The following is a 24,212-nucleotide window of genomic DNA, read 5'->3' as shown; positions in this document are numbered from 1 at the left end:
CCTTGAATTCAAGCGTCCTTATTGATGATCCACTCATGCGCCGGGTCGTTGCGGAAATGCCAGACCCGCTTGCCGCCCGCCATCACGTTCAGATAATACGAGTCATAGCCGTACGGTACGACCACAGGGTGATACCCGCGCGGCACCATGACGACGTCATGATCTTCCACGGCCATCGACTCGTCGATGTCGCGCATATCCGTGTACACGCGCTGAAACGCAAACCCTTGCGGCGGATCCAGCCGGTGATAGTAAGTCTCTTCGAGTGAGCTTTCCTGCGGGACATTATCGGTGTCGTGCTTATGCGGCGGGTAGCTCGAAGCGTGGCCGCCGGGCGTTCTGACTTCGACCACCAGCAGCGACTCCGCAGGTTCGGTTTGCGGAAGAATATCGCACACGTATCGCGTATTCAGGCCTTTGCCGCGTGTGGAGCGTTTCATCGAAGCGGGCTCGATCAATCTCGCGGGATACTGGCCCTTGGCCGGCGCGCTTGCTACGCCGATCTCGGCATCGCGGCCAGCGCGAACCGTCGCCCGAACGTTCGGCGGCAGATACACCGCATACGGCGCGGCGTCTTCGAACACGCTGTCGCGCGAACCGAGCGAACGCCAGGTGGCGTCCGCTGTTTCGATATCCACCGTGCCGGTGAGCACGACAATACACACTTCACGCGAGGGTTCGTGCACGTGCACGACTTCGCTCGTACCGAGGCGGTAAGCGGCAAATCCCACATACCGCCAGCATGCCGACTCCGGTGTCACTCGTGCGATCGTCTGGCCTTCGCGCTGCGCCTTTACCAATAAACTCATGCCGCCTCCTGCCTGGTCTTGTCAGCCGCGTCGAGCGGCGCATCCACCAACGCGCGCAACGTCTGGTAGCCTTTCCGTGCATACTCGTACGATGGCGCCACGACCGGATCCTGTTCGGCTTCCACCACCAGCCAGCCGCGATAGCCGTGCCGCTTCAATCGTTCGATGATCGCCGGGAAATTCACCGCGCCGTCTCCCGGCACCGTGAAGGCGCCGGCGATGACCGCGTCGAGAAAACTCCAGTTGCGATTGCGCGCGAGCTTCATGACGGCAGGGCGCACGTCTTTGCAATGCACGTGGCAGACCCGCCCGATATGTTTGTCGAGCACGGCGAGCGGATCGCCGCCGGCAAACGTGATGTGTCCCGCGTCGAACAGCAGGCCGACGGCGTCGCCGGTGCGCGACATTAGTTGATCGACATCGGCCGGCGTCTCGACATAAGCGCCCATGTGATGATGGTACGCGAGCCGCACGCCGCGGCTCAGCGTATAGCGCGCGAATTCGTCGACGCGCGCCGCATAGGCGACCCATTGCGCGTCGCTGAAAAAGCGCGGCCGTTGATAAAGCGGTTGCGGTGCGCCCTGAATCGAATCGGCGACCTCGCCGTACACCATCACCGTTGCGCCGTTCTGCACAAGCAACTCCAGGTGTGGGCCGACAGCGGTGATTTCCTCTTCCACGCTGCGCCGCGCGAGCCGCCCGGAATACCAGCCCGATACCAGCGCGAGATCGTATTGCGCGAGCAGCGTCTTCAATGCCTGCGGCTCGCGCGGAAACTTGTTGCCGAGTTCGAAGCCCTGATAGCCAATCTGGCGGCCTTCCGTCAACGCCACCTCGAGCGGCGTTTCGCCGCCGAGCGAAGGCAGATCGTCGTTCATCCACGATAACGGATTGATGCCGATACGTACGTCGAAAGCAGTCATGCGGGCGTCCTCATTCATTGTCGGTGGGGTCGATGTTCCGCGCCGAGCCGGCCGGTTCGGCGCGTGCCGCGAGCTGCGATTCGTATTTCGCACGCGCGTCACGTACGGCGGGGCGCGCTGAGACTTCCGGCACGGCCACTTCCCACCACCAGCCGCCGTCGTCGGTGGTGCGCGCGGCGTCGGTATCGATGCTGATGACGTAAGTGCGATCCGCGGCACGGGCGCGTTGCAAAGCCGTGTCGAGGTCCGCGATATTCGCGACGTGTTCGGCCCGCGCGCCAAGAGCACGCGCATGCGCGGCGAAGTCGATTTTCGGCGCGCCGAGCGGGCCTTGCTTGCAGTCTTCGAGCAGGTTGTTGAACGGCGCACCGCCGCAAGCCTGCTGCAAGCGGTTGATGCAGCCATAGCCGCGATTGTCGAGCACCACCACGATCAGCTTCGCACCGATCATCACCGAGCTCGCGATCTCGCTGTTCATCATCAGATAGCTGCCGTCGCCGACCATCACGATCACTTCGCGCGCGGGTCGGGCGAGCTTCACGCCGAGTCCGCCGGCAATCTCGTAGCCCATGCACGAATAGCCGTACTCCACGTGATACGCGCCCGGTTTGCCGGCGCGCCATAGTTTGTGCAATTCGGCGGGCAGGGTGCCGGCCGCGCAGACGACGATATCGTTCGCCGGCGAACTGGCGCTCGACCGCTGTATCGCGCCGATCACATCGCCCTCGTAAGGCAGCACGGTGTCGCGTTGCGGCGCATGGGTGAGCGTGCTCACCGTATCGCGCCAACTCGCCGCGAGCTTGTGTGCGCGTGCGGTCCAGGTGCGCTCCGCGTGCCAGCCTTGCAGGGGCTCGGCAAGGGCATCGAGCGCCAGCCGCGCGTCGGCTTCGACCACCAGCGCGCGATGCTTGAGACCGTCGAAGGCATTGGCATTGATCGCGACCACCTCGGCTTGCGTGAATAACGTGTTCGAACCGGTGGTGAAGTCCTGCAGGCGGGTGCCGATGGCCAGCACGCAATCGGCGTCGTGCGCGAGCGCGTTCGCGGCGGGCGAGCCCGTCACGCCCAGCGCGCCCACGTTCAATGGATCGTTCCAGGCGAGCGAGCCTTTGCCGGCCTGCGTTTCCGCGACCGGAACGCCGTGCGTGGTCGCGAAACGGTGCAGGGCGTCGGTGGCGTGGCCGTAGAGCACGCCGCCGCCCGCGACGATCAACGGTCGTTTGGCCTGCCGCAAGCGCGCGAAGGCGGCCTCGATTTCGTCGGCGCGCGGCGCGGGCGAATAGAACGTGACGACGCGCGGCTTGAAGAGGTCGATGGGGAAATCCCATGCCTGCGCCTGCACGTCTTGCGGCAACGCGAGCGTGACGGGACCGCACAAGGCGGCGTCAGTCAGCACGCGCACGGCGCGCGGCAGCGCACTGAGCAATTGCGCCGGATGCACGATGCGGTCGAAGTAGCGCGACACCGGTTTGAGCGCGTCGTTGGCGGAGACGCCGCCGTCGTGGAAGTCCTCGACTTGCTGCAACACGGGATCGGGGGCGCGCGAAACGAAGATGTCGCCGGGCAGCAGCAGTACCGGCAAACGGTTCACGTGGGCGAGCGCCGCCGCGGTCACGAGGTTGGTGGCGCCCGGTCCGATCGACGTCGTGACGGCCATCATGCGGCGGCGGAAATGCGCTTTCGCGTAGGCGATCGCGCTGTGCGCCATTGCCTGTTCGTTGTGGGCACGCAGGGTCGGCAGTTCGTCGCGGTGCTGGTACAGCGCTTCGCCGATCCCCGCCACGTTGCCGTGGCCGAAGATGGCGAACACGCCGCCGAACAGCGGCTCGGTGCCGTGGCCGTCCTCGGTCGCGACGCGCTGCGCGGCGAGATAGCGGACCAGCGCCTGCGCGGAGGTCAGGCGCACCGTGCCGCCCGAGCCCGCGCCCGTACGGGCGTGACTGGCGTCGTTGGCGGACGCTGCGTCATGATGCAATACGCGCTGATTCATGCGGCTTGCTCCTGATGGACATGGTTCGGCATGCCAGGTTGCGCGGCGCTCGCGCCACGCGTTGCACGCCAGGAGGCGATCAATGTTTCGAAGGTGCGGCGCACGCGCGCGATCAGTTCGTCGTCGCCGATTTCTCCGGCGAGCCACGCATGACTCGGCTCATGGAAGATGGTGCGCCCGACCGTGAAGCCGCGGCATGTCGCCGATTGCGCCGCCGCGCGGAAACCTTCGTTCAGCTGCTCGACACCCGCCGACAAACCGAGCAGGACCACGCCCCGGCAATAGGGGTCGCGCTCCGCGATCAGCATGTCGATGTTGCGCCATTGCGCGGCGTCCATCGGTTCGAGCTTCCACCATTCGGGGTAGATGCCGATGTTGTAGAGACGCTTCAACGCGCGGTACACAATGTCCGGTGCTTGCGGCAAATGCGCGTGTTTCGGTGGAATCACTTCGAACAGCAGTTCGTGGCCGCTCGCTTGCGTCGCGTCGTAGAGTGCGCGCAATTGCGTTTCCTGTTCGAGGCGCTGTTCGATGGGTTCGTCGGGATGAAACTGCACGAGACACTTGGCGATATGCTCCTGCGGCCACGGGATCAGCGTGGTGCCGATCGAACGGCCATGATCGAACACGAGCGGCACCGAGCCCGGCAGTTCCACCGGCCGGCCGATCCACCAGCCACGGCCAGTGGCCGCGTTCAGCGCGTCCTGGCCGTAACGGTCGTCGATCAGCACGCCAATGCGGTTCTGCAAACCCAACGCGCTCTCGGTTTGCGCGACGGCTTCCACGAACAGACCTTTCAGGCGCGCTATGCGCGCTTCGTCGGCGCCGGTCTGCTGCGCGAGTTCGAAGAACTGGTTGCGGTGGTCGAAGGCGAAACCGAGCACTTCGTCCCACTGTTTGCGGGCCGGCGAGACGCGATGCAGCCGCGCGAGCGCCGCGTCCCGATCCGGGCGGCGCATGCGCTGCGGATCGGCTTTCGCTTCGCGCAGGAAGTAGTCGAGTTCGGCGGGCGTCGGCATGGCGGGCGCGCAGCCGTGCCGCGAGACGACCAGCGCGCCGCTCGCGTTCGCGGCGCGCGCGCACGCTTCGAGCGGTTGATCGCGCAACCAGCCGGAGAGAAAGCCGGAGGCGAATGCGTCGCCCGCGCCGAGCACGTTCAGCACTTCGACTTCCACGCCGCCGTGAATCGGCACGTCGTCGAGCGAGGCGGGCACCTGGCCGTCGATGATCTGGCAGCCCAGCGGCCCGCGCTTGAGTACCAGCGTAGCCGGCGTGACGGCGCGCACCATCGCGAGCGCATCGACCAGTTCGGTCTTACCGCCGGCAATGCGGAATTCCTCCTCGGTGCCGATCACCAGATCGAACAGCGGCAGAATGCGCTGCAAGTGCGCGGTGACGCCTTCGCTCGCCACGAAGCGCGTTTCACCGTCGGCTTTGCCGGTGAGACCCCAAAGCACGGGGCGATAGTCGATATCGAGCACGGTGCGCACCTGGTTGCGGCGTGCGTAATCGAGCGCGCGGCGGCTCGTGCGGTTCACCTGTTCGGTGGAAAAGTGCGTGCCGGTGATCAGCAGCGCTTTCGACGATGCAATGAAAGCCTCGTCGAAATCCGCTTCATCGACCGCCATGTCCGCGCAGTTCTCGCGGTAGAAGATCAGCGGGAACGTGTCGCGGTCTTTCAGGCCGAGCAGCACGAGGGCGGTCAGGCGTTCCCGGTCGATGCGCACGTGGCTGACGTCGCAGCCCTCTTTAGTGAGCTTCTCGGTGAGAAAGCGGCCCATGTGATCGTTGCCGACGCGCGCTAGCATCGACGACGCGAGGCCGAGCCGCGCGCAGCCGAACGCGATATTCGCCGACGATCCGCCGAGATACTTCGCGAAGCTCGACACGTCTTCGAGCCGCGCGCCGACCTGCTGCGCGTACAGATCGACGGCGAGCCGGCCGAGGCAGACGATGTCGCGGCTGCGGCCCGGCGCGAAGCGGCTGGCTACCGGCGCCGGGGCGGACGTGATTGCGCTGGATGTGCTGGAATGATCCATGAAGTTTCCTGAATGGCTGTGCGCGACAGCCGGCGCAGCAGCGCCGGTTCCTCGCGCGAATGAATCAGATCGTCGCGCCTTCGAGTTCGCCGATCATCTTCTGCATCTCGGCGCCGCCGGCCATCATGTCGAGCACCTCGTCCTTGCTGATGGTTTCCTTGGTGAACGTACCGAGCGATTTGCCGCGATTGAGCACCGTGAACGAGTCGCCGATCGGATACGCGTGATGCACGTTGTGCGTGATGAAGATCACTGAAATGCCTTTCGCGCGGGCCTTGTGAATCAGCTTCAGCACGTTGAAGCTCTGCTTCACGCCGAGCGCGGCGGTCGGTTCGTCGAGAATCAGCACGCGCGCGCCGAAATGAATTGCCCGTGCAATCGCGAGACACTGCTTCTCGCCGCCGGACATGGTGCCGATCGGCTGATGCGCGTCGCGCACGTTGATGCCCATTTCGGCGAGCTTGTCGCGCGCGGTGGTGGCGCTGGTTTCGAGATCCATGACGCTCAGGAAACCGAACAGTTTCTTTTGCGGCTCGCGTCCCATGAAGAAGTTGCGTGCCACGGAGAGCAGCGGCACTAATGCCAGATCCTGATAGACGGTGGCGATGCCGAGGTCGAGTGCGTCTTTCGGCGACTCGAACAGCACCGGTTTGCCGTCTACCAGATACTGACCGGAAGACGGCTGATGCACGCCGGCGAGGGTCTTGATCAGCGTCGACTTGCCTGCGCCGTTGTCGCCGAGCAGACAGTGCACTTCGCCGCGTTTCAGCCGCAAGGTCACGCCGCTTAGCGCGATCACCTTGCCGAAGTATTTGTTGACGTTTTCGAGCGCGAGGATCACGTCGTCCTGCGCAGCGCTCGCGCTGTCCACGGCATTCGTGGCGGTATTTGTATCGGACATGGTCGTCTCCCCGTTACGCCTGCGAGACGCGGCGGCGCACATAGTGATTGAACAGCACGGCGATCAGCAGCATCACGCCGAGGAACACGCGGAACCAGTCGGAGCTGACGTTCGTGTACGTAATGCCGATCTGCACGACGCCGAAGATCAACGCGCCGAAGCACGCGCCGACCACCGAACCGTAGCCGCCCGTCAGCAAGGTGCCGCCGATCACCGCGGCGATGATCGCTTCGAACTCTTTCTGCAAGCCCCGGTCGGCCGCGGCCGAGCCGATGTCGCACACTTGCAGCACCGCGAACAGGCACGAGCAGAACGCGGTCAGCACGAACAGCGAAATCTTCACACGGCGCACCGGCACGCCCACGTTCTTGGCGGCATTGGCGTCGCCGCCCACTGCGAGAATCCAGTTGCCGGCGCGTGTTTTCGCCAGCACGAAGGCGCAGACCGCGGCGAGGCCGAGCCACCACAGAATCACCTTCGGAATGCCCGGCACGAGCGCGTGGCCGTTATCGAGCAGGGTGCCGATGCCGTGTTGCGCGAGCATCAGAAAGAGACCGCGCAGCGCGACGCCGTGAAACAGCGTATCCGCGAACCAGTCCTGCTGCGCAAGGTCGCCCACGCCGGAGACGATGGTGCGGTCCGCGAACATGATTGACAGCGCAAGCGTGAGGCCGCGCAAGATGAACAGAAATGCGAGCGTGACGATGAACGAGGGCAGGCGCGTGCGCATGACCAGATAGCCGTTCAGCGCGCCGAGCAGCATGGAGCCGGCAAACGCGAACAGGATGGCGAGAGAAATCGGCCAGTGAAAATAGACCGAAGGAATCGCCACCATCATGCCGGCGAAACCGATCATCGAACCGATCGAGAGATCGAACTCGCCGGCGATCATCAGCAGACACGCGCCCACGGCGAGAATGCCGAGATACGCGGACACCTGCGACCAGTTCATTACGCCGTCGAGGTTGAACATGCCGGAGTTGCCGGCCGTCAGCGCGAAAACGAGAAACACCAGTACCGCGCCGGAAATCGCGGCGAATTCGGGGCGGTTCAGCACATGGCCGAACCTGGATTCCTTGCGCAACCGTTCATCCGAATCGGGCAGCGACGGCGCGGCCTCGGCGGTATTCGTCTTGACGTGCGGTGGGAAGTGTTTGCCGGCTACACCCATGATGTCTCCTTGGAACCCGGTTGTGCCTGCCTTGCACGCAGATGCCTTGCGAGAGCGACAGCCGGTGAAATGCGCGGTGGCGGCGGGCGGCCCGGTATCGAAACGGTGCCCGCCGTGCGCGTGACTAACTAGAGAAAAGAATCAGCGGTACTGCCCTGCGTACTTGATGACCTTGTCGAGGTTTTCCTTGGTGATGAACCCTGGACCTGAACGGATATTCTTCGGACCATAAGACGGCGCGAGGCCATAGGTAGCAAGTCGTGCCTTGAACTTCGGATTCGCTTCGAGAATCTGGCGGATCTTCACCGGGTCGGTGGTGTGCTCTTTCTTCACGATCGCCAGCACGGCCACCGGGATATAGCCTTGCAGATACGGTTGCTGGTCGATCGCGAACTGGATCGTGCCGTTCTGGATGGCTTTGGCGATGTCGTCGGAGAAGTCGAACGTGCAGAAATAGATCTTGCCCGCCAGACCCATTTGCGTGACCGCTTTCAGCGTGGCAGAAGCCGGGGTCGGTCCGAGCGTCAGGATCGCGCCGGTGTTGGGGTGATTGCGCAGATACGCACTGACCTTCGATTGAATTTCGGTCGGGTCCTGGCCGGAGTCGATGGTGGACGACTTGTAGTCGACGCCGATCGCCTCCGCAAAACCGCGGCAACGGTCGAACGACACCGTGTTGGTGGCGAGGTGATTCACGCACAGGAACGACTTCACGCCCGCTGCCTTGGCTTTTTCGCCGGCGGCTTTGCCCGCTACATATTCGGGTTGACCCACATGCATGATCGCGCCGAGTTGCGCGCTCTGTTCCTCCGTGCCGGAATTGATCGTGACGAGCGGGATCTTCTTCGCGGTGACCTTGTTGATCGAGCTTTTCAGCACGTCGAAATCGGCGATGGTGACGATCACGCCGTCGTAGTTGCGCGCGGCGGCCTGTTCGACCAGACGCGCCATATCGGCGATGTCGCCGTTCGGCGGATTGCGGTAGTCGGTCTCGACGTTGAAGTCCTCGTCGGCCTGTTTGATGGCGTTCTTGATGGTGTTCCACCACGAGTCCGAATCCGGCGCGTGGCTGATCAGCACGAAGTGAGCGTCGGCCGCGCGGGCGGCCGAGGCCGCGCCGAATCCCGTCGCCAACGTCAATGCCGTCACCAGAATCCTGAGCGTAGCCTTGCCCTTGCAAAGTCTCATTGTCTCCACCTTTCTCGGTATGTCGTCTTTGAAGGGAGCGTCTGGCCGGCGGCTTTCCATCCGCATACAAGCCGGGTGTTTCCACCACAAGCACCATCGCTCACGACCAAGATTAGGCCATCTTCCAAGGCGTTGCAATGAAAATTTCATTACAAATAAAATTGGAAAATACGTTCCATTTGGCATGGCGCCTGCCTATAATCGGCAGCGTCAGGACGCCGTGCGGCGGCCTTCGCAGGTCGCTGACGCACTGCAATAAAACACCCAAGAGAGAGTCATGGCGGAAGAGAGCACCGAGGAATTGCCAAGCGTCGAAGAATTGATGCAACGCATCGCGGAAAACTACGATGCGTTGCCGCGTCAATTGAAGAATGTCGCGACCTATATCGAACAGCACCGCTCCAGCGTGATGGTGGATCGCACCAGCGACATCGCCGCGAGCTGCGGCGTGCATCCGTCCGCCGTGGTGCGTTTTGCGCAGCGCTTCGGCTTTTCAGGCTTCTCCGATCTGCAGGCCGTATTTCGTCAGGCTTACACCGGGCAAGGCAGTTCGTCGCCGAGTTATCAGCAGCGGATTCGTAAGCTGATCGACGAGAAGCCGGGTGCGTTGTCCGGCGGGTCGGTGGCGCGCGAATTCATTGCGGCCTCGCGTGGTGGTCTCGAAGAACTCGAAGCGGGGCTCGATGACAAGCAGTTCGACGCCGCGGTGAAAATGTTGCAGCAGGCCGACAACATTTACGTGATCGGTGTGCGGCGCTCGTTTCCGGTGGCGAGCTATATCGTCTATGCATTGCAGCACACGCCTAAACGCGTGCATCTGGTGTCCGGTTTCGGCGGCATGTACCGCGAACAGATTCGCAGCGTAAAAAAGGGCGACGTGGTGATTGCGATCAGCTTCGCGCCTTATGGAAAGGAAACGCAGTATTGCCTGCGGGTTGCGCATCATCATCAGGCGAAGACCCTGGTTATTACGGATAGCCAACTATCGCCGCTCGCCCGTTATGCGACCACGCAGCTGTATGTGAAAGAGGGCAGCGCGTTCGCGTTCCGCTCGCTGACCAGCACGATCTGTTTGTGCCAGGCGTTGTTCATCGCGCTTGCGTACAAGCTCGAATTGAATGTTGAAGAATCCAAAGACACTGGAGGATACGATGACTGATGGGGCGAAGACGATCGACGTGGCGGTATTCGGCGCGGGGCGCATCGGCAAGATTCATGCGGCGAATCTCGCGCGGCAGCCGGGCGTGCGGCTCAAGTATGTGGTCGACGTGAATCGCGAGGCCGCTGCGGCGCTTGCCGCCGAGCACGGCGCGCAGGTCGCGGATATCGACGGCGCAATGGGCGATGCCTCGGTCGGCGCGACCGTGATCTGTTCGAGCACGGACACGCATGCGGATCTGATCATGCAATCCGCCGCGCAGAAGAAGCACGTGTTCTGCGAGAAGCCGGTCGATCTGACGCTGGCGCGAGCTCAGGCTTGCGCGGAAGCGGTCGAGCGCGCGGGCGTGGTGTGCATGATCGGTTTTCAGCGGCGTTTCGATCCGACGTTCTCGGCGCTGAAAGCGCGTCTCGATGCCGGCGAGATCGGCACGCCGGAGATGCTGGTGGTGACGAGCCGCGATCCGGGTGCGCCGCCGGTCGACTACATCCGGCATTCGGGTGGCATCTTCAAGGACATGCTGATTCACGACTTCGACATCTTCCGCTGGATTCTCGACGACGAGGCGGACACGCTGCATGCCACCGGCAGTTGTTTGAGCGACCCGGCGATCGCCGAGGCCGGCGATATCGATTCGACCGCGGTGACGATTCGCACGAAGCGCGGTCGCCTGTGCCAGATCAATACCGCCCGCCGTGCCGCGTACGGCTATGACCAGCGCTTCGAAGTGCTGGGCAGCACCGGCATGCTGCAGGCGGGCAATGTGCGGCCCACGGAAGTCACGGCCTATTCAAAAACCGAAGTGTCGAGCGATGTGCCCGAAGCGTTTTTCCTCGAGCGTTATCGGGCCGCTTACGCCCATGAAATCGCGCATTTCTTCGATGCGGTGACGCACGGCAAGCCCGTGCGCACAACGGTGGCAGACGGTCTGAAAGCGCTTGAGCTCGCCGAAGCCGCGAGCCGCTCGTGGCGCGAGAGTCGCGCGGTCAAACTCGGCGAGGCGTCGTGATGACGACGGCTGCGGCACGGCTTCGGGTGGGCGTGATCGGGCTCGGCCGTCTCGGCAAGCGGCACGCGGAGAATCTGGCATATCGCGTGCCGGGCGCGTCGGTCGTGGCGGCTTGCAGTCCGGTGGAGGAGGAGCGCGAGTGGGCGCGTGAAGCGTTGCCCGCGCCGCGTCTGTACGACGATTACGCGGAGTTGCTCACCGATCGCGAAGTGGATGCGGTCTGGTTGGTCACGCCGTCTTCGTTGCATGCGCAGCAGATCATTGGTGCGTTGCGCGCGGGCAAGCATGTGTTCTGCGAGAAGCCCTTGTCGCTGGATCTCGCGGAATGCGAGCGCGTGCTGGCGGAGGCCGCGCGGTATCCGCATCTGCAGGCCACGATCGGGTTCATGCGGCGCTTCGATCCGAGCTATAAGGACGCGTTCGACAAGATTGCAGCGGGGAAGATCGGGCGGCCTTTTCTCGTGCGCTCGCAGACTGCGGATCAGAATGATAGTGACGGGTTTTTTGTGCGCTTTGCGGCGACGTCGGGTGGCATCTTTCTCGATTGCACCGTGCACGATATTGACGTGGCGCGCTGGCTGCTCGGCAAGCCGCGCGCGAAACGGGTGTTTGCAGCGGGTGCGGCGGTGATGCATGAGGGTTTGCGCGAATTCGGCGATGTCGATAACGGCGTGGCGATCTGTGAGTTCGAAGATGGGAAGCTGGCCGTGTTTTACGCATCGCGGACGCAGGCACATGGCAATGATACGCATAGCGAAGTGATGGGTACGGCCGGGGCGCTCGCTATCGGCCATAATCCGCGTGCGAATCGTGTCGAGATTTACGACGCCACGGGGATTCGGAGCGAATGCACGGCCAATTTTTTTGATCGGTTCGAGGACGCGTTTTTGTTTGAGGCGCGGGCGTTTGTTGCGGCTGTGCGGGGTGGGGCGACGTCTTCCGCTGCTCAGGCCGGCGCTTCGCTTGCTGATGCATTGGAGGCTACGCGGATTGGGGTGGCGTTGAGGGAGTCGTTGTTGACCGGGCAGGCTGTTACGGTGTAGTGGGGCCCGCGATGCCCGACGTCGGCTCTTCGCCTGCGGTAGAATTAAAGTCTCCGTCCGGCGTCGCGCACGACGCCCCCGTCCCCGAAGGTCATCGTCGATGCAAATTCAGATTCACAAGGAAGTCGATGCGCGCGGGCTGATGTGCCCGCTGCCTATTTTGCGCGCCAAGAAGGCGCTCGCCGACATGGAAAGCGGTCAGATTCTCAAGGTGCTGGCCACCGATCCCGGTTCGCAGCGCGATTTCGCCGCGTTCGCGAAGCAGACCGGCAATGAAATCGTCGAAGCCTCGGCACAGGACAAGGTTTTCACGTTCCTGATGAAACGCCGCTGAATCCGGTGCGCCGGCGCGCATTCCAGTCGTGCAATCGCGCGTCCTTGAGCGGCCAAAAAAAAGGCGCTGTGCCCGCGAAAGCAGGGCACAGCGCCTTTCTACTTCAGTTCGACGCTATCGGGAGGCGGGCGTAAAAAAACCGTTCAGCCTTCCAGCACCGGCGAACGCGTGCGCAGATATTCTTCGAAATCCGCAGCCACTTCCGGGTGACGCAGCGCGAATTCAACCGTCGCCTTCAGATAACCCAGCTTGCTGCCGCAGTCGAAACGCGTGCCGTGATACTTGTACGCGAGCACCTGTTCGTCGGCGAGCAGCGATTGAATTGCGTCCGTCAGCTGCAATTCGCCCCCTGCGCCCGGCTTCAGCGCACGCAGATGTTCGAAGATGCGCGGCTTGAGCACATAGCGGCCCACCACGCCGAGATTCGAGGGCGCCACGTTCGGCTCAGGCTTTTCGACGATGCCCGACATCTTGATGATCGAATCTTCCCATTCCTTGCCGTCGACGATACCGTACGACTTGGTTTCCTGCGCCGGGATCTCTTCGACGCCGATCACCGAGCTGTGATAGTGATCGAACACCTCGATCATCTGCGCCATGACAGGCGGCGTGCCGTACAGCAGGTCGTCCGCGAGAATCACGGCAAACGGGTTGTCGCCCACCAGCTTTTCGGCGCACAGCACCGCGTGGCCGAGGCCCAACGCTTCCGGCTGACGCACGTAGAAGCAATCCACATGGCTCGGCTTGATGCTGCGCACGAGTTCCAGCAGCTTGTCCTTGCCGCGTGCCAGCAGCTCAGCCTCGATTTCGTAGGATTTATCGAAGTGGTCCTCGATCGCGCGCTTGCTGCGGCCCGTGACGAAGATCATTTCGGTGATGCCGGCCGCCATCGCCTCTTCGACCGCGTACTGGATCAGCGGCTTGTCGACGATCGGAAGCATCTCTTTCGGGCTTGCCTTCGTGGCAGGGAGGAACCGGGTGCCAAGACCTGCTACCGGAAAAACCGCCTTTGTAACTTTTAGCATGTGATTACCCTGAATCCTCTGGATTAGCTATCGGTCCTTGCCCGCCTCTTAGGGGGCGGGCATGGAGCGTCGATCAGACCGGCAAGCGGGCCAATTGGGCTTTCAGCTTGCCCACCGTGGCTTCGAACTCTGCCAGTCTTTTCTGCTCCTGCTCAACGACTGCCGGCGGCGCCTTTGCAACGAAACTTTCATTCTGCAATTTGCCGTTGCACTTGATGATTTCCGTGCTCAACCGCGCAATCTCCTTCGACAACCGCTCGCGCTCGACTGCCACGTCGATTTCCACCTTCAGCACGAGCTTGTCATTCCCTACGATAGCAATTGGCGCGCCATCTGCTTGCGCATCCAGTGTTGCCTCGTCGGCAATGATCTGCACTTCGGACAAACGTGCCAATGCCTGTGCGTACGGAGCAAAGGTGCGCAGACGCTCCGCGTTGCCGGTAGCGAGCAACGGCACCTTGACCGCCGGCGACAGATTCATTTCGCCGCGCAGATTCCGGCACGCATCGATCACAGCCTTCAGGTCGGCCGCCCATTGCTCAGCGTCTTCATCGATCTTCGACGGTTCGGCAACGGGGTAAGGCTGCACCATGATGGACGCTTCACCCTCGGCCTTGCCTTCGGGATAACGCCCAGCCAACGGCGCTACTTTCTGCCACAGCGCTTCGGTGATGAACGGAATCACCGGATGCGCGAGGCGCAGCACCGTCTCGAGCACGCGCAGCAGTGTGCGGCGCGTGGCGCGCTGCTGGTTCGGCTGACCCGTCTGGATCTGAACCTTGGCGAGTTCGAGATACCAGTCACAGTATTCGTCCCATACGAACTTGTATAGGGCGTTGGCCACATTGTCAAAACGATAGTCGGTGAAACCCTTGGCGATTTCCGCTTCCACCCGTTGCAGACGCGAGACGATCCAGCGGTCCGCTGACGAGAAGTTCAGGTGTCCGTCAGGACCGCATTCGCCGCATTGTTCCGGCTTGCCGAAGCCGCAATCGTGGCCTTCGCAGTTCATCAGCACGAAACGGGTGGCATTCCACAGCTTGTTGCAGAAGTTGCGGTAGCCTTCGCAGCGCGCGAGATCGAAATTGACGTTGCGCCCGAGCGTGGCCATCGAGGCCATCGTGAAGCGCAGTGCGTCGGTGCCGAACGCCGGGATGCCGTCGGGGAATTCCTTACGGGTTTTCTTTTCGATCGACGCGGCCTGCTTCGGGTTCATCAGGCCGGTAGTGCGCTTGGCGACGAGCGAGTCGAGGTCGATGCCGTCGACGATATCGATCGGGTCGAGCGTATTGCCCTTGCTCTTCGACATCTTCTGGCCTTCGGCGTCGCGCACGAGACCGTGCACGTACACCGTGTCGAACGGCACCTTGCCGGTGAAGTGCGTGGTCATCATGACCATGCGCGCGACCCAGAAGAAAATGATGTCGAAGCCGGTGACCAGCACCGAAGAAGGCAGGAAGTGCTTGAGTTCCTGCGTCTCATTCGGCCAGCCGAGCGACGAGAACGGCACCAGAGCGGACGAGAACCACGTGTCGAGCACGTCTTCGTCGCGCTTGAGGGCGCCCGTGTAGCCGGCTGCCGTGGCTTTGGCGCGTGCGTCTTCTTCGGTTTTCGCCACGAAAATTTCGCCGTTTTCGCCGTACCACGCCGGGATCTGATGACCCCACCAGAGCTGGCGCGAGATGCACCAGTCCTGAATGTTCTCGAGCCATTGATAGTAAGTGGTGGTCCAGTTTTCCGGCACGAACCTGATTTCGCCGCTGCGCACCACGTCGAGCGCCGTTTCCGCGATCGATTTGCCCGGATTGAAGGTGCCTTCCGGCGCCGGCTTGCTCATGGCGACGAACCATTGGTCCGTCAGCATCGGCTCGATCACGACGCCCGTGCGGTCGCCGCGCGGCACCATCAGCTTGTGCGGCTTGACCGATTCCAGCACGCCGAGCGCTTCGAGGTCGGCCACCACCTGCTTGCGCGCTTCGAAGCGGTCGAGGCCGCGGTATTTCTCCGGCGCGTTGTCGTTGATCTTCGCGTCGAGCGTGAGGATTTCGATTTGCGGCAGCTTGTGGCGCAGGCCGACCTGGTAGTCGTTGAAATCGTGCGCGGGCGTGACCTTGACGACGCCCGTGCCGAATTCGCGGTCGACGTAATCATCCGCGATGATCGGTACTTCGCGACCCGACAGCGGCAGCGTGATCGTCTTGCCGATCAGATGCGCGTAGCGCTCGTCTTCCGGGTGGACCATCACGGCGGTATCGCCGAGCATGGTTTCCGGACGCGTGGTGGCGACCGTCAGATGGCCCGAACCGTCCGTGAGCGGGTACTGGATGTGCCACAGCGAGCCGTTTTCTTCCTCGCTGACCACTTCGAGGTCGGAGACCGCGGTGAGCAGCACAGGATCCCAGTTCACGAGGCGCTTGCCGCGATAGATCAGGCCTTGCTCATATAGACGGACGAACACGTCGCGCACGGCGGCCGACATCTTGTCGTCCATCGTGAAGTATTCGCGCGACCAGTCGATCGAGGCTCCCAGACGCCGCACCTGGTTCGTGATGGTCGAGCCGGACTGCTGCTTCCATTCCCACACGCGTTCGACGAACTTTTCACGGCCGAGGTCGTGGCGCGAGACGCCTTGCGCGTCCAGTTGCCGCTCGACGACGATCTGCGTGGCGATACCGGCGTGGTCCGTGCCCGGCACCCACAGGGTGTTTTCGCCGAGCATGCGGTGGTAGCGGGTGAGGCCGTCCATGATCGTCTGGTTGAACGCGTGGCCCATGTGGAGGGTGCCCGTGACGTTCGGCGGCGGCAGTTGGATCGAGAAATCTTTCCGGTTTTCCTGGATGACGGGCGTCGCGTACGCGCGCTTTTCCCATTCGGGGCCCCAATGGGCTTCGATGGTCTGGGGCTCGAAGCTTTTGGCAAGCGTGGAGGTGGTGTCGCTCGGGGTCTCGCTCATTGTGTCGATTCGGCTGGTGAATGCAAAGAATGCTCGATTATAAGCGGCGCTCCGCGGCGGGGGATTTTTGCTGGTTGAGAGGGTTGTGACGTGTGCGTCGGCGGCTTCGGCCATTTCTGTGTCGTGTTGGCGCCGCCTGGCCTGTCGGGTCTGTCACGAACGGGTGTTCGCGGCATGACATGCGGCTTTTTTCGCGCAAGCCGAGGCTGCCCGTGAAGGCCGACGTCCGGCCCATACACAGGTATCACATTTCTGGAGTTCGGCCGTGCTGGAATGGGTCCGACAGCACCGTGCCTGTGCGCCTGTTTGCTGCCGTTCTTTCCCTCACACGGAGTCTGGAAAAATGACGATATCCCCGGCCAGCGGTGCGACTTCTTCCGTCCGGGAGGAGGTTTACAGGTCGAACAGCGATACTGGAAAGCTAGGACCGGCAGACAGTGCGTTGCCGAAACCGGTTCTCGCACCGCCGATAGCTCCACAGGCAACCTCGAAGAAGAAGAGCGATGTACCCGCGCGTCCGGTAACGCCTTCCACATCAGCCGTTTTATCCGCGCGCCAGACCGTATCCGCTCGCGCCGGTGCCGTGACGGGAAAGGATCTCCAGGGATCGAACGGCGCGCGCTCCGCTGCGGCCGCCAACCCGCAGCGGACCACGCAAGCCACCGGCACGCTGCCCAATGCAAGCCTGGAGGAGTTCAAGGGGCTCCTCGGCAAGTACGACACGGTAGATGGCGAGGTTCACCGCAGCAGCGACGCTAACTCGCAAATTGCACAAAAGATCGAAGCGGGCATCCAGCAGGAAATGACCGGCTATCCTCCTGAGGTGATCCGGTTCCAGGAAAGACAAACGCGCCTGCAAGGCATGCTGGCTGAACTGCCCGATAGCGAACGTCAATTTTACGGCGGTGTGCTTGCGACTTTGGGCACGGCCTACCAGCTTGAAACCGATAACGACAAACGCTACGCGATCGATGAGAAACTGACCGGTCTGGAGAACGCCGTTCTTGAAGAAAGCAACCGGGTTCGCAACGATCCTGTGGACCGGGTGCTGGGCCAGTTCAACCCGCCGATGGGGGAGGCCTATCTGAACAGGGAAGACCGGGAACGGGTGGGCAGGCTGGAAAAACTGCGCGAAGAGTTTCTCGGGGCAACGGATGCGGACGAACGGGAGGACATATTCGCCGAAGCCAGCGACCTCAAAAGAAAACTGCAGGAACGCATTTCCGTCGAAGTCGGCAAACGCCAGCAGGTAGAACGGGCGCAGTGGAAGGAGGCCAACGGCGAAGTGGACCGCATCGTGCAGGAAGCCCAGGCGCAGACCGATCCCGCAAAACGCTACGAACTGGTAGGCCGTCAACTGTTTCAGATCAACCCCGGGCAGGACGAGTTGAAAGACAAGGTGGTTCTGGCCTTTATGCAACGCATGCACGACTCGCCGGAACTGCGGGACAAACTGGACGCCTGGCATGATCAGGTGAGCGGCCCACTGAATGCGCAATCAGTGGGCGCGGCCAAACGATATACGGACATTCTCGGAAACCTGCCGCCGGTGGGCGCCGACTACGTGCGCGATCTGAGCGACCGGTACAACGCCGTCCTCAAGGACGCCAGTTACAAGGACTATTCCATCACGCCTGCGGCGCGGGCGGAGAAGCTGGCCGGCCAGGTGCTGGAAGGCATAGCCCGGGTGCTGCTCGGTCTGACGCCTCTGGCCCCGCTGGCTGATCTATTGCCCTCGACCCTGCCGGACAACGTCCGCATGGGGCTCGATTATGGTTCGGCGCTGCTGGGCATGCTGGGTGGAGAGGGCTCGAGTGTTGCGAGGGAAGTCAGCCTTGCGGGTAAAGCGGTTTCTGCGGCAGCGCGGGAGGCCGAGGCGGCCAGCATGGCCGGGGAAGGCGGGGGCACTGCGGGCAAAGACCTGGTTCAGGCGGCGGGTCGAGGCATCGTCGATGGGCTACGGGCAGAACAGACCTTGAGCCGCGAGGCATTGGCCGCGGAAAAGGCGCTGCAGGAGAAGACGCTTGCCGAGGCTGGACCGGCGGTGGATCCGACCAGCCTGCTGGCGCACCAGAGCGTGGGAGACAACCCCTATGGGTCACTGGTGAGCTATGCCGATCCCGACGTTGCGGTGAAGGATCTCCGTGCGGGGCCGACCGAAGGCATTCTGGTGGATGCCCACGGTGACCGGTATATCGAACTGGGCGGAAAGGCTTATCACGTCCGCTTTGACCGGGACACAAACGGCTGGCGGGTGTTTAACAAGGGAGCGGATCTGAAGCCGCAATATCCTGTCCGCCTGAATGAGACGTCGCGCCAATGGGAGCTTGATGGGGAGGTGGGGCTGAGGGGTGGAATGCCCCCCAAAATTAGCGGTGAAATCCGGCAGGAAGTCATCAGACTATTGAGGGAAGGGGAGATGCCGATGAATCAAATAGCCAAGGAGGTGGGAATAGACCCTAGGTCAGTAAGCAAAATTGCCAGAGAAGAAAATATCCCCCTTTCTGCCCCCGCTTCCTTAAGTAGACGACCCCTCTCAGATGTAACCAGACGAGACATTCTCAAGCTGTTGACAAACGGTCAGCTGACGCAAAAGGAGATCGCCGCGCAACTGGGAGTATCTCCGTTTGCCGTGAAAAAAATTGCCCGCGCCAATGGTGTCAAATCACCTGCGGGGTTAAAGCCGGAAATTCGACGGACAGCTATCCAGTTGCTGGAGCAAGGCGAGTTGACACATAAAGAAATAGCGCAAAAATTGAGAATAGCGCAATCTTCGGTAAGCAATATTGCCCGTCAGCAAAATATTCCCTTAAAGGTTGCGGCCTCTTTGCGCGCTTTGAAAATCTCACCGGGAGACCGCCAGGAAATCATCAAACTGCTCAACGAGGGAATGTCACAACGGAAAATAGGCGAGCTGATGGGTGTGTCTAGAACCACGGTAGGGAAGATCGCCAAGCAGAATGGGATCGCTGCTCGCATGCCGGGGAGTGTTACGCCCGGGCAGATAGATCAGGTATTTGCACTGAAAAACCAGGGGAAATCCACTCGCGAAGTTGCTGATGCAGTCAAGCTTTCGCAGAAAAAAGTCAGGGATATTTTGGCGAACTACAACGCCAACACTTACAAAAAGTCGTGGTGGGACACGACGCCGGAAAAGCGGACCGCGGCCATTCAGCAACTGGACGACGGCAAAACTCCCAAAGAAGTTGCCGGGGAGCTGGAACTCCCGCTGGAAACCGTGCGGGGAATTGCCAATCAGCACCGAATGGCCAGGGATTCGTTGGCAACCGAGCTTCTGGCGCAGGAAAAATCGCCCGAAGCGGTTGCTGATTCGCTCGACATGCCTCCGGGCTATGTCAGGCGTCTGAAGCAGGGCGTGCCCGAGGGCACGCATGACATCCATTTCACACCGAAAGATCGGGATGCGGCAATGGCCATGTTCGAAAAGGGCTATACCCGGGAGGAGGTTGCCACGAAACTCGGCATCTCTCCGTGGAAAGCCCGTAGTCTTGCTAACGAATTCCGTACGCAAACCATGGACTCCGTGACGCCGGAGCAACTTGACGATATTGCGCGCGCGCTCGGCACCCGGGATTACGGCTTTACGACCGGCGATCTCGCCCGGGGCACCAATCTGCCCGAGAGTACGGTCGCGCTCGTCGAACAGGAGTATGCGAGCGGCTTCATATCGCGCCCAATGTCGCCGAAACCCGGCACGTCTTCGGCCCTGTCGCCGGAGATGGTCGATCACTACGAATGGATTCCACCGCTTTCGCCAGAGCAGGAAATCGAGGCGATTCGTGCAATGAATGAAGGCGATAGCCTCAAGGACGTCGCGACCCAGCTCAAGCAGCCTCACGCGGCTATTGAACGCTTGTATGAAGAGGATCTTCCCCTTGTGGCGCCACAGGACGATGTTGTTGACGCCCCGCCAGCAGAACGGCCTCCTCAGGGAACGATGGTGTTCAGCGAAGCCGATAAAGCTGAAATTCGAAATCTTGCACGGACGAGCGGATTGAGCCCGTCATTCATTGGCCAATTGTTTGGTGCGTCGGAGGAAGACATAAAAAGAGTCCTGAGCTCGAATCCCTGAGCACCCGGGCATCCAATGAGGAAGGGCCTGTTGTATGTCGGGGTGCTTCCTCAGCGCAGCGACGCCTCGCAGGCGAGGGCGCTTTCCCTCATAGGCGCAACGCCAGCACACCGCCAGGTTGGGAAGCGCGCTGACACACCCGAACACGCACAGACAAAAGCGCCGTGAAGACAAAAAAGCCATTCCTCCCAGGGGCATATAATGACGAACGATCCGCCGCCCCTCCAGACAAATGCCCGACCTGCTAGCCAATCTCAACCCCGAACAACACGCCGCCGTCACGCTTCCCAACGAGCCCGCGCTCATTCTCGCCGGCGCGGGCAGCGGCAAGACCCGCGTTCTGATCACGCGCATCGCGTGGCTCATCCAGCACGGCCTGGCGTCGCCCGCCACGATTCTGGCGGTGACCTTCACCAACAAGGCCGCCCGCGAAATGATGTCGCGCCTGTCGGCGCTTCTGCCGATCGACACCCGCGGCATGTGGATCGGCACCTTCCACGGTCTGTGTAACCGCATGTTGCGCGCGCATCATCGTGACGCGGGTTTGCCGGCCACCTTCCAGATTCTCGACACGGCGGACCAACTGTCCGCGATCAAGCGTCTGATGAAGGGCCTTAACATCGACGACGAAAAGTACCCGGCGAAAAACCTCCAGTACTTCATCAACAACGCGAAGGAACAAGGCCTGCGGCCCAAAGACGTCGACGCCACGGACAACTTCAACCGCAAGTTCGTCGAACTCTACGAAGCCTACGACCAGCAATGCCAGCGCGAAGGCGTGGTCGACTTTCCGGAACTGCTGCTGCGCTGCTACGAGTTGCTCGCGCACAATCCGCCGCTGCGCGCGCACTATCAGGCGCGTTTCCGGCACATTCTGGTGGACGAGTTCCAGGACACCAACAAGCTGCAGTATGCGTGGCTCAAAATGCTGGCGGGCCAGACCAATTCGATCTTCGCGGTCGGCGACGACGACCAGTCGATCTACGCGTTCCGGGGCGCGAACGTCGGCAACATGCGCGACTTCGAACATGAGTTCAACGTTCGCCACCTGATCAAGCTCGAGCAGAACTACCGCTCGCACGGCCATATTCTCGACGCGGCCAATCAGCTGATCGCCAACAACTCGCGGCGTCTGGGCAAGAATCTGCGTACCGACGCGGGTCACGGCGAACCGGTGCGCGTGTATGAATCCGCAACCGATTCGCAGGAAGCCGGCTGGATCGTCGAGGAAATCAAGGCGCTGATCAGCACCGGCACGTCGCGCAGCGAAATCGCGATCCTGTACCGCAGCAACGCCCAGTCACGCACGATCGAACACACGCTGGTCAACGCGGGTATCGCGTACCGCGTGTACGGCGGCTTGCGCTTTTTCGAGCGCCAGGAAGTCAAGCACGCGCTTGCCTATCTGCGCCTGATCGACAATCCGAACGACGACACCGCGTTCGCGCGCGTCGTCAATTTCCCGACCCGTGGTATCGGCGCGCGCTCTATCGAGCAACTCGCGGACGCGGCGCGTCTGTACAACTGCTCGATGGCCGCGGCGATTCCGTACGTGGCGGGCAAGGCGGGTTCGAGTCTCGCGGGCTTCGCAAACCTGATCGGCAAGATGCGCGCGGAAACGCAGCAGATGAGCCTGCCGGAAACCGTCGAATACGTGGTTCGCGCGAGTGGTCTGTCGGAGTTCTATCAGAATGAACGCGAAGGCCAGGACCGGCTGGAGAACTTGCAGGAACTGGTCAACGCGGCAGCGGCGTTCGTCAGCGAAGAGGGCTACGGCATGGACACGCCGGCCCGCTCCATTCCGCTGCGTCCGGGTGCGACCGCCGCGCCCGAACTGGCGGTCGCCACCGACGATCCGAACACCGTCGTGCTGGACGCCCCCGGCATCGCCGATCCGGCGCAAAACCCGGACACGATGACGCCGCTCGCCGGTTTCCTGTCGCATGCGTCGCTCGAAGCGGGCGACAACCAGGCGCAAGCCGGCCAGGAAGCCGTGCAACTGATGACGGTCCACGCCGCCAAGGGCCTCGAGTTCACGGCGGTGTTCATCACCGGTCTCGAAGAAGGGCTGTTCCCGCACGAGAACAGCGCAATGGAATCGGACGGCCTGGAAGAAGAGCGCCGCCTGATGTACGTGGCGATCACGCGGGCCAAGGAGCGCCTGTATCTGTCGTTCGCGCAAAGCCGCATGCTGCACGGTCAGACCCGCTACAACATCCGTTCGCGTTTCTTCGACGAACTGCCGCAGGAAACGCTCAAGTGGCTCACGCCGAAGATCGAGCCGGGCGCGCGCTGGGGCGGCCGTTCGGACAACGCGGGTTATGGGCGCGACTGGTTCGCGCGGCCGGGTTATACGGGCGCCGCGTCGTCGACGCCCGCGCCGTTACCTGCGTTCGCGAACGAACAGCGCGCGGCGGAAACGGGTTTCCGCGTGGGCCAGCAAGTGTTCCACACCAAGTTCGGCGAAGGCACGATCACCGCGCTCGAAGGCGGCGGCACCGACGCGAAGGCACAGGTCAAATTCAAGCGGCATGGCGAGAAGTGGCTGGCGCTCGCGGTCGCCAAACTGCAGGCGGTGGAATGAGCGGGGCGGGGGCAGGCATGCCGGGAACGGGCGCGCCCGGCGCAGCAGCGGCCGGCACACCAGTGACCGGCGCGGGAGCGGCTGACGCAGGCATGATGTCGGCGCCCATGTCCGCTATCGATCCGGACCGCGGCGGCGCGCCGGTTTCGCATCGGCCGCTCGGGATTCTGGCGGCTTTGCCGCAAGAGCTCGGCGATCTGCTCGAAGCGATGCGCGCCGAGGCCGGCGTGCGCACGATCACTCACGGTCAACGGGACTATCACCTGGGCACCGTTCACGGTGCGCCGTGTGTCGTCACGCTGGCGCGCGTCGGCAAGGTCGCGGCGGCGGCCACGGTCAGCGCGCTGATCCACGCGTTCGACGTGGAAGCGATCGTGTTTACGGGCGTGGCCGGTGGCGTCGGGGCGGAGGTGCGGGTGGGCGATATCGTCGTCGCCGACGCGTTGCTGCAGCACGATCTCGACGCGTCGCCGCTGTTCCCGCGTTTCGAAGTGCCGTTGCTGGGCGTCTCGCATTTCAGCGCCGATGCGGCGTTGGCCGCACAGTTGGCCGCGGCCTGCGAGCGTTTCGTCGCGGAAGAGGGCCCGGCCTCGGCGGCGCGTTTCGGTACGCGCGAGCCGCGCGTGCATCGCGGTTTGATCATCAGCGGCGATCAGTTCGTGGCCAGCGCAGCCGGCGTTCGGGCTTTGCGCGATGCACTGCCGAACGCGCTCGCCGTGGAAATGGAAGGCGCGGCGATCGCGCAGGTCTGTCACGAATACGGCGTGCCGTGCGCGGTCGTGCGGACCATCTCGGATACGGCGGACGATCACGCGCCGGCATCTTTCGTGTCGTTTCTCACGGAGATTGCCGGCGCGTATTCGAACGCGATCCTGACGCGGTTTCTGCAGGCGCGGAGCTCGCGGGCCTGACGGCCGGCGTCGAACGCGTATTGCCGGAGCCTTATTGCCGGTGGTCCGTGTCTGCAACAATGGCGCGCGCTTCGATCCGC

16 protein-coding genes are annotated in these 24,212 nt (G+C 62.5%); 7 read left to right on the top strand and 9 right to left on the bottom strand.

Translation table 11 applies throughout. The features are described 5' to 3' along the window. Positions 1-8: 8 nt before the first annotated feature. The 7 genes from iolB to PDMSB3_RS14235 form a co-directional block, all read right to left on the bottom strand. Positions 9-809, bottom strand: a complete 801-nt coding sequence (gene iolB, locus PDMSB3_RS14265; RefSeq protein WP_165186692.1) for a 5-deoxy-glucuronate isomerase — start codon at positions 807-809, stop codon at positions 9-11. Further along, a complete protein-coding gene (gene iolE / locus PDMSB3_RS14260) occupies positions 806-1,732 on the bottom strand; it encodes a myo-inosose-2 dehydratase (protein ID WP_007181067.1) in 927 nt (308 codons plus the stop codon). The genes iolB and iolE overlap by 4 nt, the downstream gene beginning before the upstream one ends. 10 nt (positions 1,733-1,742) lie before the next feature. Continuing rightward, positions 1,743-3,722 (bottom strand): 3D-(3,5/4)-trihydroxycyclohexane-1,2-dione acylhydrolase (decyclizing), encoded by a 1,980-nt coding sequence (gene iolD / locus PDMSB3_RS14255; protein ID WP_165186689.1) that lies wholly within the window; start codon positions 3,720-3,722, stop codon positions 1,743-1,745. Further along, a complete protein-coding gene (locus PDMSB3_RS14250; RefSeq protein WP_165186687.1) occupies positions 3,719-5,761 on the bottom strand; it encodes a bifunctional 5-dehydro-2-deoxygluconokinase/5-dehydro-2-deoxyphosphogluconate aldolase in 2,043 nt (680 codons plus the stop codon). Before PDMSB3_RS14250 ends, iolD begins: the two co-directional genes overlap by 4 nt. 64 nt (positions 5,762-5,825) lie before the next feature. After that, on the bottom strand, positions 5,826-6,662 hold the full coding sequence (locus PDMSB3_RS14245) for an ATP-binding cassette domain-containing protein (RefSeq protein ID WP_007181070.1): 837 nt from the start codon (positions 6,660-6,662) through the stop codon (positions 5,826-5,828). 13 nt (positions 6,663-6,675) lie between these two features. Then, a complete protein-coding gene (locus tag PDMSB3_RS14240) occupies positions 6,676-7,833 on the bottom strand; it encodes an ABC transporter permease (protein ID WP_007181071.1) in 1,158 nt (385 codons plus the stop codon). Positions 7,834-7,974: 141 nt separating this feature from the next. Next, positions 7,975-9,021 carry a sugar ABC transporter substrate-binding protein gene (locus tag PDMSB3_RS14235; RefSeq protein ID WP_007181072.1) on the bottom strand — a complete coding sequence of 349 codons (1,047 nt, stop codon included), beginning with the start codon at positions 9,019-9,021 and terminating at the stop codon, positions 7,975-7,977. A gap of 277 nt (positions 9,022-9,298) precedes the next feature. Between PDMSB3_RS14235 and PDMSB3_RS14230 the strand changes: the two genes are divergently transcribed. From PDMSB3_RS14230 to PDMSB3_RS14215, 4 genes are all read left to right on the top strand, one after another. Beyond that, the gene (locus tag PDMSB3_RS14230) at positions 9,299-10,180 is read left to right on the top strand and encodes a MurR/RpiR family transcriptional regulator (protein WP_007181073.1); all 882 of its coding nucleotides are present in this window, start codon (positions 9,299-9,301) and stop codon (positions 10,178-10,180) included. After that, positions 10,173-11,189, top strand: a complete 1,017-nt coding sequence (gene iolG / locus PDMSB3_RS14225) for an inositol 2-dehydrogenase (protein WP_165186685.1) — start codon at positions 10,173-10,175, stop codon at positions 11,187-11,189. The genes PDMSB3_RS14230 and iolG overlap by 8 nt, the downstream gene beginning before the upstream one ends. Continuing rightward, positions 11,189-12,232 (top strand): Gfo/Idh/MocA family oxidoreductase, encoded by a 1,044-nt coding sequence (locus tag PDMSB3_RS14220; RefSeq protein ID WP_007181075.1) that lies wholly within the window; start codon positions 11,189-11,191, stop codon positions 12,230-12,232. The genes iolG and PDMSB3_RS14220 overlap by 1 nt, the downstream gene beginning before the upstream one ends. A 106-nt stretch (positions 12,233-12,338) precedes the next feature. After that, on the top strand, positions 12,339-12,566 hold the full coding sequence (locus PDMSB3_RS14215; protein WP_035518532.1) for a sulfurtransferase TusA family protein: 228 nt from the start codon (positions 12,339-12,341) through the stop codon (positions 12,564-12,566). A gap of 143 nt (positions 12,567-12,709) precedes the next feature. Here the strand turns inward: PDMSB3_RS14215 and galU are convergent, their stop codons facing one another. Then, positions 12,710-13,591, bottom strand: coding sequence for a UTP--glucose-1-phosphate uridylyltransferase GalU (gene galU, locus PDMSB3_RS14210; RefSeq protein WP_007181077.1), 882 nt, complete (start codon positions 13,589-13,591; stop codon positions 12,710-12,712). Positions 13,592-13,664: 73 nt separating this feature from the next. After that, positions 13,665-16,544, bottom strand: coding sequence for a valine--tRNA ligase (locus tag PDMSB3_RS14205; protein WP_007181078.1), 2,880 nt, complete (start codon positions 16,542-16,544; stop codon positions 13,665-13,667). Between the two features lie 583 nt (positions 16,545-17,127). Between PDMSB3_RS14205 and PDMSB3_RS14200 the strand changes: the two genes are divergently transcribed. From PDMSB3_RS14200 to PDMSB3_RS14190, 3 genes are all read left to right on the top strand, one after another. Continuing rightward, positions 17,128-20,637 carry a helix-turn-helix domain-containing protein gene (locus PDMSB3_RS14200; RefSeq protein ID WP_232064197.1) on the top strand — a complete coding sequence of 1,170 codons (3,510 nt, stop codon included), beginning with the start codon at positions 17,128-17,130 and terminating at the stop codon, positions 20,635-20,637. Between the two features lie 232 nt (positions 20,638-20,869). Next, the gene (locus PDMSB3_RS14195; protein WP_007181080.1) at positions 20,870-23,221 is read left to right on the top strand and encodes a UvrD-helicase domain-containing protein; all 2,352 of its coding nucleotides are present in this window, start codon (positions 20,870-20,872) and stop codon (positions 23,219-23,221) included. 92 nt (positions 23,222-23,313) lie between these two features. Beyond that, positions 23,314-24,132 (top strand): 5'-methylthioadenosine/adenosylhomocysteine nucleosidase, encoded by an 819-nt coding sequence (locus PDMSB3_RS14190; protein ID WP_157187874.1) that lies wholly within the window; start codon positions 23,314-23,316, stop codon positions 24,130-24,132. Positions 24,133-24,212 lie beyond the last annotated feature (80 nt).

The organism is Paraburkholderia dioscoreae (assembly GCF_902459535.1).
In the GTDB taxonomy this organism is placed as follows: domain Bacteria; phylum Pseudomonadota; class Gammaproteobacteria; order Burkholderiales; family Burkholderiaceae; genus Paraburkholderia; species Paraburkholderia dioscoreae.
Note: the sequence above shows the minus strand (reverse complement) of the source record. Positions and strands in the feature narration are given on the sequence as shown.